We start from the raw sequence: 9,486 nt of genomic DNA on the forward strand, positions 1-9,486 counted from the left end.
TCTCTGACTATGACTGATAAATACGCGGCCTGGAGAACACCGGCCCCGGAAAAGAAACACTGGTTTGCCTGGTTGCAACGCAGAAGTGTGCACATTACTGCATTCGCCCTGCTGATTATGGCACTGGTGAGCCTGTGTGTGATTGAGTCGCGGCATGCTTTACGTGAAGCAGTACAGGCAGCGTCAGCCCCGGTCGATGTGCTGGGCGAACAATACGCCCTTATTCTGGCAGGCCCGGTTTATTCAAAGAATGGCGATGTCATTGCACTACATTTAAGCCGCCTTGCAGAAACAAACTTCATTCTCGCTGCGGCAGTATTCGATAATAAAGGCAAACGCCTCGGTGTGGTGACACAGAAATCTTCAGTAACTGAAGAGTCCGGGGAACAAAATCAGCTGGTAAGACTATTTTCCGTAACAGACGACAACGGCAGTCAAACCGGCGTGTTGCAGATCACCGTTGACAGTGCCCGACTTCTCAACGACGAATACGCACTATTGCAGTCTGAACGTGCAATTCAGGCGGGGATCTTAATGACCGGATTATTTGCCGGATGCATTCTGACCGCAGCGGGCTGGCGATACCGCTACTATTTTATCAATAAAATGCGTTAGCCAGTGTAGCTCAGGGCTGAACAAACAGATCACGGAAATTGGCAGTGGTCTTCTTTGTAACCTCAGCCACAGACACACCAAATGCTTCTGCCAGCACCTGAGCAATTTGCACCAGCCGCGCCGGTTCATTCCGTTGCCCCTGAAACCCCTGTACGGGCATGTCCGGAGAATCGGTTTCCAGCAGAATATTATCCAGCCCGGCCTCAACCAGAGCATCCAGGGTTTTCTTACCACGGGGATAGGTAATTGTGCCCCCTGCACCTAATTTAAAGCCCAGGTCAACATACTGTGCAGCGACCTGTGCATTGCCGGAAAAAGCATGCACCACACCGCCACAGGAAAAGCCTGCCTGTTTAATCATTGCGGGCAAACGGTGATGAGTTTTAAGGTGGTGAAGGACAACCGGTAATTCACACTGCTTTGCCACGTCCAGTTGTGCGAGTAACCACTTCTCCTGTTCCGCAAGAGGCAGTTCGATTGTGGCATCGAGACCAATTTCGCCGATAGCGCATACCGACTTGCGGTGTTCTGTTACCGCCTTTTGCAATTTTGACACAGCATCATCAAGGGAGCCGCGAATAAACCAGGGGTGGATGCCAAAGGCGAGGAAGATATCAGAATGGCGGGCCTGAATGGCAAGCTGTATTTCCCAGCCTGCCGGTGTGGTGCCGGGGATCAGGAAGCCACTCACCCCTGCTTCCCCTGCCCGTTTAAGCACACCGTTCAGGTCGTGTTCAAAGGCGGGTAAATCGAGGTGACAGTGGCTGTCTATCATGTTGCCGGCATATCTCAGGGCATAAGCCGCTGAGTACTCCATGTACCGTCTTCTGTTTTATTGTACTCAAAACGGTCATGAAGCCGGTCTTCACCGCCCTGCCAGAATTCAATCTGATGCGGCTTTACACGGAAACCTCCCCAGAAATCCGGCACAGGAAGTTCCTTATTAGCAAACTTGTTTTTCAGTTGCTGAAATTGTGTCATCAGCAATTCACGGGTAGCAATGGGTTGGCTTTGTTTTGACGCGTATGCTGCCAGCTGGCTGTCTTTCGGGCGGGAAAAGAAGTACTTTGCATTTTCCGCAGTACTCAATTTTTCGGCCACGCCGCAAACGCGTACCTGGCGCTCCATGAAAAACCAGGGAAAATGCAGAGAGATTTTATTATTCTGCCCCAGCTCTCTGGCTTTACGGCTGCCAAGGTTGGTATAGAATAAAAAGCCTTCTTCACTCACATCTTTCAGCAGCACAATACGCTGGGACGGTTGCCCGCTGCTGTCTACAGTTGCCACAGTCATGGCTGTAGGATCAGGAATATTTGCGTTAATGGCATCGTTCAGCCACTGCCGGAACAACGCTACCGGATGCTCAGTTAACTGAGTATCATCCAGACGGCCAGCAGAATATTGCCGCCGCATATCAGAAAGAGACATAGCACCTCCTTACAACGGTGAAACAAAAAGTAGATTAATCGTCGCCGTAGCCTAATGAACGCAAGGCACGGTCGTCGTCAGCCCAGCCTTGTTTCACTTTAACCCAAAGCTCAAGAAACACTTTGTTGTCGAACAGGTTTTCCATATCTTTGCGGGCCTGCTCGCCGATAGTTTTAATATGATTGCCGGCTTTACCTATGACCATGCGTTTTTGACTGTCACGCTCAACCAGGATAAGACCGTTAATACGGTATACCCCGTTTTCCATCATTTTGAATTGTTCTATCTCAACCGTAGTGGAATAAGGCAGTTCATCACCGGTGAAGCGCATCAGTTTTTCACGGATGATTTCCGCCGCCATGAACCGGCTCGAACGGTCGGTAATGTAATCTTCGGGGAAGTAAAATTCGCTTTCCGGCAAAGACTGCTGCACGGTTTCCCGTAACGCATCCACCTGCTTGCCGTTTTTCGCACTGACAGGGAAAATATGCTCAAACGTGTGCAGTGACGACAGCTTCTGGATCTGAGCCATCAGACTTTCTTTGTCTTCTACCTTGTCGACTTTATTGACCACCAGGTAACAGGGTAAACGGCTGTTTTTCACCTTTTCCAGTACCATGGCATCGTCTTCGGTCCAGCGTGTGCCTTCCACCACAAACAGAACCAGACCCACTTCAGCCAGTGAACTCGATGCAGCACGGTTCATGTAACGGTTAATGGCCCGTTTCTCGTCCTGGTGCAACCCGGGCGTATCCACGTAAACCGTCTGGCTTTGTGCCTCGGTATCGATACCTAAAATACGGTGACGGGTGGTCTGGGGCTTTCTGGAAGTAATACTGACTTTCTGGCCCAGAATACGGTTCAGTAATGTAGATTTACCCACATTCGGACGGCCGACAATGGCCACGAGGCCACAGCGGGTATCAACATCTTCATTCAGATGCATGTTCAAGCTTCTCCAACGTTTCTTTTGCAGCTTGCTGTTCTGCTTTACGCCGGCTGTTCCCTGTGCCGAAAACGGGCTTTTCGAGTTGCGCTACAGTGCAACTGACTTCAAAAGTCTGCGCGTGATCCTTGCCGCTTATTCCTACCACTTCATACACCGGAAGAGGTTCACGGCGTGACTGTAAATATTCCTGTAAACGGGTTTTACTGTCTTTCGGATGTTCATTCGGATCGAGCCGGTCAATACGGGCAGACCACAAACTCAGAATCACTTTGCTGACGGTGTCGATGCCGGCATCCAGATAGATGGCACCCAGTATGGCTTCAACAGCATCAGCGAGGATGGAACTGCGGCGGTGACCACCACTTTTTAATTCACCCTGCCCCAGTTTAAGCAATTCACCTACACCGGCTTCTTTTGCCATTTCGGCCAGGGTATCGCCCTTCACCAGGGTTGAACGCATGCGGGTCAATTTCCCTTCCGGTACAGACGGGAAACGGGCGAAAAGTGCATCTGCGATGACCATCCCTAATACGGCATCGCCCAGAAATTCCAGCCGTTCATTGTGCTTTTTCGCTGCACTGCGGTGGGTTAACGCCTGCTCAAGCAGACCTTCGTCTTTAAAGCGGTAATCCAGTAATTTTGATAACCGTGCGTATCTGTCGATACCCTGCATTACTCTATGCCACCAATCCGGTTAAATCTGATACCTGTCGGTACCCAGCCCGGTAATACGCTGTCTGCCGGACGTTCAAACTCAAAACTGATCCAGATAGCCACGGCTTTACCTACCAGATTATCATCAGGAACAAATCCCCAGAAGCGGCTGTCACGGCTGTTTTCGCGGTTGTCGCCTAATACAAAGTACTGTCCTTCAGGAACAATCCATTCATTACTGCGGGTACCCGGTTGCGTGTAAAAATTTGATGCCGGAATACTGCGTCCGGGATTGCGCAAAATGTCGTGGGTCACATCACCAAGTTGCTCGGTGTAGCGCAACAACGGCACCATGTCCTGCACAAATTCGCCGCGCTCTTTAAATTCCAGCGGTACCGGTTGCTGTTTCGGGCAGTCGCTGCCGCTTTCACAGTATGGTTTAATAAAAACTTGTTTGTTCTGATACACAATGGTGTCGCCCGGCAGACCCACTACACGTTTAATGTAGTCTACATTCGGATCTTCGGGGTATTTGAATACCACGACATCGCCACGCTCCGGTTCACCGGTTTCCAGAAACTTGGTGCGGAACACCGGGTCTTTTAAGCCGTAGGCATACTTTTCTACCAGAATGAAATCGCCTACCAGTAAGGTAGGCATCATAGAACCGGAAGGAATTTGAAACGGTTCGTACAAAAAAGAACGTAACACCAGTACAAACGCGATTACCGGAAAAATTTGTTGTGATGTATCCACCAGCCAGGGCAACTCACTTTGAGGACCCGTTGATGAACCACCGGCTACCGCTTCACCACCTGCGAGCTTTTCCTTTCTTGCCGGTGCCCACAGCAAACTGTCCAGCAGCCAGATTAATCCGGTTGCTACTGTCAGGATCACCAACAAAATTGAAAAATAATTTGCCATTACTTACCTACCTTGAGAACAGCGAGGAACGCATCCTGAGGTAACTCAACATTACCTACCTGCTTCATGCGTTTCTTTCCTTCTTTTTGTTTTTGCAGCAGTTTTTTCTTACGGCTCACGTCACCACCATAACACTTGGCGATAACGTTTTTGCGCAGCTGTTTAACTGTGCTTCGTGCAATAATATGGTTACCGATAGCAGCCTGAATAGCGATATCAAACATTTGACGCGGGATCAGTTCACGTAACTTATCAACCAGCTCACGACCACGGCCCTGACTGTTTTCACGGTGGGTGATCATGGCCAGTGCATCCACACGTTCGCCGTTGATGAGTACATCAACACGCACCATGTCAGACTGCTGGAAGCGCTTGAAGTTATAGTCCAGTGAAGCAAAACCACGGCTGGTTGATTTCAACCGGTCAAAGAAGTCCATCACGACTTCAGCCATCGGTATTTCATAGGTTACCGCGACTTGCTTCCCATGATAAGTCATGCTGGTCTGCATACCACGCTTCTCAACGCAAAGTGTGATGACATTACCGAGGTATTCCTGAGGAACAAGGATGTTTGCCTCTACCATCGGCTCGTGAATCTCTTCGATTTCATTCACCGGCGGCAAATTGGAAGGGTTATCAACCTGTATGGTTTCCCCTTTGGTTGTAACAACCTGATAGATTACGGTTGGAGCGGTGGTGATAAGATCAAGATCGTATTCCCGTTCCAGACGCTCCTGAATGATTTCCATGTGCAGCATGCCAAGGAAGCCAATCCGGAAACCAAAGCCAAGAGCAGCCGAGCTTTCCGGCTCGAAAAACAGCGATGCATCGTTCAGGCTTAATTTAGATAATGCATCACGGAAATCTTCGTAATCGTCTGAACTGACCGGGAACACACCGGCATAAACCTGAGGTTTTACTTTCTTAAAGCCCGGCAGCGGCTTATCAGCCGGTTCACGTGCCAGGGTGATGGTATCCCCTACAGGGGCACCGTGAATTTCTTTAATACCGGCAATGATAAAACCAACTTCTCCGGCACGGAGAATACCGGTTTCAGTTTGCTTAGGAGTAAAGATACCCACTTTGTCCGCCTGGTGAGTCTGCCCGTTAGACATGATTTTAATTTTGTCTTTTACGTTCAGTTCGCCTTGTACAATCCGTACCAGAGACACGACGCCCTGATAGTTATCAAACCAGGAATCAACAATCAGCGCTTTCAGCGGTGCATTTCGTTCACCTTCCGGCGGCGGAACACGGTTAACAATAACTTCCAGTACGTCTTCAATACCCACGCCGGTTTTGGCTGAGCAACGCACAGCATCGATGGCGTCAATGCCGACGATGTCTTCAATTTCTTCTGCTACACGCTCAGGTTCAGCCTGTGGCAAATCAATTTTGTTGAGGATTGGCACCACTTCCATATCCATATCAATGGCGGTGTAGCAGTTTGCCAGAGTCTGTGCTTCTACGCCCTGTCCGGCATCAACCACCAGCAGCGCACCTTCACAGGCTGCCAGTGAGCGGGATACTTCGTAAGTGAAGTCCACGTGTCCCGGCGTATCGATAAAGTTTAACTGATAGGTTTCACCATCTTTCGCGGTGTAGTTCAACGTTACACTTTGCGCTTTGATGGTAATACCACGTTCGCGCTCAATATCCATCGAATCCAGCACCTGTTCGGCCATTTCCCTGTCAGTCAGTCCTCCGCAATGCTGGATAAGACGATCAGACAGTGTAGATTTACCGTGATCGATGTGTGCGATGATGCTGAAATTACGTATGTGCGACTGTTGCATAATGCTGGAAAATGTCCTGCGAGAATTAAGTTAAACAAACCGGATTTTATTTGAACCGGCAAAACCACAATACTTCTGCCCGGGAAAGTTAATACGGCAGCGCAAAGCGTGCGGATTTTACCTATTTCTTCACTGAAAAGCGAATCAGTATGCAAGCCTTATCAGGTTCAGCTCAGGGCTGATGTTGCTGAACGGCGCCGTTAGCAGGAATGGAAGAAAGAATAACAGGACGGAATCGGGTCTGGTCGCGCTTTTTCAGGTAACCTGAAATTACCGTGAAGGCGAGAAAAGTCACACACAGACTACCCAGTAAAACCCAAAATTCGCCGCGGACTCCTACAGCCGGCAGAAGTGCATTAAAGCTCAGCGCACTGGCAATAAAGATAATGAGAGGAATGACGTAAAGCCAAAGAGAAGCAGTCACAATGCCGGCTTCCGGCACGCCGATACTGACTTTGTCTCCTACCTTACAGGGCACCGGCGATTGTAAGGTCAGTTGCTGGGTTTTCGGCGACAATGCACGGGAAATCACACCGGAACCACAGTCAGATTGCGCCTGACAGGATGAACAGGTGGTTTTGATAGCGGCTTCGACGGTGATCACGTCACCGTCAACCGCAATAACCGTAGCGGTTTCTTTAATCACCGCTGACCTCTTTGAGCTTCAGAGAAGTGGCAATAGCATTGGCCGTCTGCAGAGGAATTTCCCCGATGACTGTCACCTGGGCCTTACCATCGGTGAGAGTCAGAAACGTACTCAGGTCATGGCGCAGGACTAAATCGGAACCGATAGCGTCACTGGCAGGCTGTACGTATACAGACACATCCACCAGCCCGTCAGAGAACAGTTTGTATTCCACCACCTGCCCTGTCATCGCCAGGCGGCGGATATCTCTTTTCACTTCGACCATACCATCAGGAAGATAATCGACTTCCCAACCTTGCTGACGATTTGTCGACGGCGTCAAAGCCAGCGGCCTGGGAAGAGAAGCACGGTTCACACGGGCAAAGTACGCAGGCGGCGTGTCTGACATTGTCAGTGAAGTAACCTGAATTTGCTCCAGCACATTACCCTGTAAATCCAGCGTATTAAGTTTCAGCAACATCCCCGACTGTTCGTCCAGCCAAAGCTGGTAACTGAAACGGGTATTATCACGACTGACGATCCTGATCTGCTGAGCTGGCCGGCCGGCCACACGGGCTCTGCCCACAGACACAAACTCGTAGCCTTTGGTCAGAGAAACCGGTTCGTAAAGCAACTCTCCGGGTATAGGACCATTGATATACTGAGAATGCAGACTGTAAGGCTGGGTATCCGGTTCAAATATACTGACCACATCCCCTACCCGGATGAGCTCTCTTCCGGGGCCGTTTTGCAGATTCAACTGCTCAACGCTGGTACCGTCTTCAAGTACACCGTGTCGCCACAAATAGGGCACAGTTTCCTGATTTAACCGGCTGACGACATAGGCCACCTGAAAATTCAGTGTACGGGTCGCTGCAGTCATTTTCTCCAGCCATCCGGTCACCGACTCCGGCTTAACCTGCGCTGATCCAACAGACTCCGGTTCTGCGCTGTCATTGTGTGCTGCGGCTTTCTGGCTGATCGCTTCTTCCGCTGTCACGATAGAATCGGGAGGTAAAATATCCTGAGACACCGGATTCTGAGCATCAGATTCTGCTTCGATTTCAGCAGCAACCTGCCGCGAAGCCCCTTCAGTCCCGTTTTCCTGAGCAGGAACAGGAGAAGAAAAAACGATAAAGGAAAACGTGCATGCCAGAAAAGCATGCCCTGAAAACGCGCGTACCAGCTCCACTGGAGCTGGTACGCGTTGTATAAATGATTTTGTCATTTAGCTCTTAATTTGGATTAGCGTCAGACTCAGCACGTTCTTCTACGGCTTTACTTTGATCTTCTGCCTGCTTCAGCTGAATCTGTTGTTCATGGTCAGCGATGATAGCATTGATCTTACGCTTTTTCTCCAGCACAACATTCATGTCATTGCGGGGAATCGTACGGGTCTGTTCCAGACTGACCGGAGAAAGACCACCCAGACGGGTATTCGTCTCAAACGTAGAGAACGGTTCTGCAGGTTCCGGCTGATTCATTTGTTGAACACCCAGAATCACCGCCACAGCTACGGAAGCAGCAACGGCGAATTGTCCACCTTGTTTGGCGAATGGCACCACACTACCGACCAGCGGCAATGACTTCCAGCCTGAACGCTTCGGCGCCATCACTGTAGGTTCACTTTCTAAGGCAGCGGCTACCGCAGCAGTAATGTCTAACTGAGGTGCGACCGTGGCTTCTTTACGTAAACCACTACGAATAACATGATATCGCTTCCACTTTGTTTTTAGCTCTTCATCATTAAGGATTGCATCCATGATGTCAGCGCTGTTTGTCTCGCCATCCATAAAGGCTGACAATTTTTCTTGCTGTTGCGTCATATTATAAAATCCTGATCGAAATGATCGTTTACCACCTTAACACAGCTAGTTAGTTCGTTTCATCCCGTGAAAGTTCAATTTCATCGTGAAAAAAAATCAATTTTCTAACAATGGCTGTATGACCTTGTCGATTGCCTCACGTGCCCGAAAGATCCGGGAGCGGACTGTACCGACAGGACACCCCATTACGCTGGCGATTTCCTCATAACTTAAGCCTTCAATTTCCCGCAGGGTAATTGCCATACGTAAATCGTCGGGTAACTTCTCCACAACACGGAATAATGTGGCTTCGAGCTCATCAGACAGCAAACTGCGTTCCGGCGTGGATTGCTCTTTCAGCGCATCACTGCCTTCATAGTAGTCTGCATCTTCAGCGTCGACATCATTTGCAGGCGGCTTTCGCCCCTGTGCCACAAGATAATTCTTAGCGCTGTTAACGGCAATGCGGTACAACCAGGTGTAAAACGCACTGTCGCCGCGAAAATTTGGTAACGCGCGGTAAGCCTTGATAAACGCATCCTGAGTGACATCTGCAACGTCACCGGAGTTTTTGACATATCGAGACACCAAATGCATCACTTTATGCTGATAACGGGTTACCAGTAAGTTAAATGCATTTTTATCACCGCTTTGTACCTTTTCAACAATCTGTTGATCGGTTATCTGCTC

At 49.6% G+C, this 9,486-nt stretch carries 11 protein-coding genes; 1 reads left to right on the plus strand and 10 read right to left on the minus strand.

The genetic code is table 11. The features are described 5' to 3' along the window. Positions 1–9 precede the first annotated feature (9 nt). The gene (locus AC4PME_RS09305; protein ID WP_491046164.1) at positions 10–615 is read left to right on the plus strand and encodes a hypothetical protein; all 606 of its coding nucleotides are present in this window, start codon (positions 10–12) and stop codon (positions 613–615) included. Between the two features lie 10 nt (positions 616–625). Here AC4PME_RS09305 and AC4PME_RS09310 read toward each other — a convergent pair whose 3' ends face one another. The 10 genes from AC4PME_RS09310 to rpoE form a co-directional block, all read right to left on the minus strand. Continuing rightward, positions 626–1,432 (minus strand): TatD family hydrolase, encoded by an 807-nt coding sequence (locus tag AC4PME_RS09310; RefSeq protein WP_491046163.1) that lies wholly within the window; start codon positions 1,430–1,432, stop codon positions 626–628. Next, positions 1,405–2,043: a pyridoxamine 5'-phosphate oxidase gene (gene pdxH, locus AC4PME_RS09315; RefSeq protein ID WP_119501938.1), complete on the minus strand. Its 639-nt coding sequence runs from the start codon at positions 2,041–2,043 to the stop codon at positions 1,405–1,407. Before pdxH ends, AC4PME_RS09310 begins: the two co-directional genes overlap by 28 nt. Before the next feature lie 34 nt (positions 2,044–2,077). Then, complete coding sequence (era, locus tag AC4PME_RS09320; RefSeq protein ID WP_491046162.1) at positions 2,078–2,989, minus strand: GTPase Era; 912 nt, start codon at positions 2,987–2,989, stop codon at positions 2,078–2,080. Continuing rightward, positions 2,976–3,665 carry a ribonuclease III gene (gene rnc, locus AC4PME_RS09325; RefSeq protein WP_119501940.1) on the minus strand — a complete coding sequence of 230 codons (690 nt, stop codon included), beginning with the start codon at positions 3,663–3,665 and terminating at the stop codon, positions 2,976–2,978. The genes era and rnc overlap by 14 nt, the downstream gene beginning before the upstream one ends. Next, a complete protein-coding gene (gene lepB, locus AC4PME_RS09330) occupies positions 3,665–4,570 on the minus strand; it encodes a signal peptidase I (RefSeq protein ID WP_119501941.1) in 906 nt (301 codons plus the stop codon). The genes rnc and lepB overlap by 1 nt, the downstream gene beginning before the upstream one ends. Next, positions 4,570–6,366 carry a translation elongation factor 4 gene (lepA, locus tag AC4PME_RS09335; protein WP_491046161.1) on the minus strand — a complete coding sequence of 599 codons (1,797 nt, stop codon included), beginning with the start codon at positions 6,364–6,366 and terminating at the stop codon, positions 4,570–4,572. Before lepA ends, lepB begins: the two co-directional genes overlap by 1 nt. 172 nt (positions 6,367–6,538) lie before the next feature. Next, positions 6,539–7,012 carry a SoxR reducing system RseC family protein gene (locus tag AC4PME_RS09340; RefSeq protein ID WP_491046160.1) on the minus strand — a complete coding sequence of 158 codons (474 nt, stop codon included), beginning with the start codon at positions 7,010–7,012 and terminating at the stop codon, positions 6,539–6,541. Continuing rightward, positions 7,005–8,219, minus strand: coding sequence for a MucB/RseB C-terminal domain-containing protein (locus AC4PME_RS09345; RefSeq protein ID WP_119501944.1), 1,215 nt, complete (start codon positions 8,217–8,219; stop codon positions 7,005–7,007). The genes AC4PME_RS09340 and AC4PME_RS09345 overlap by 8 nt, the downstream gene beginning before the upstream one ends. Before the next feature lie 7 nt (positions 8,220–8,226). Further along, positions 8,227–8,817, minus strand: coding sequence for a sigma-E factor negative regulatory protein (locus AC4PME_RS09350; RefSeq protein ID WP_119501945.1), 591 nt, complete (start codon positions 8,815–8,817; stop codon positions 8,227–8,229). Between the two features lie 96 nt (positions 8,818–8,913). Beyond that, a partial coding sequence (gene rpoE, locus AC4PME_RS09355) for an RNA polymerase sigma factor RpoE (RefSeq protein ID WP_491529572.1) occupies positions 8,914–9,486 on the minus strand: 573 nt, incomplete at its 5' end.

This window comes from Alteromonas sp. (genome assembly GCF_984505615.1).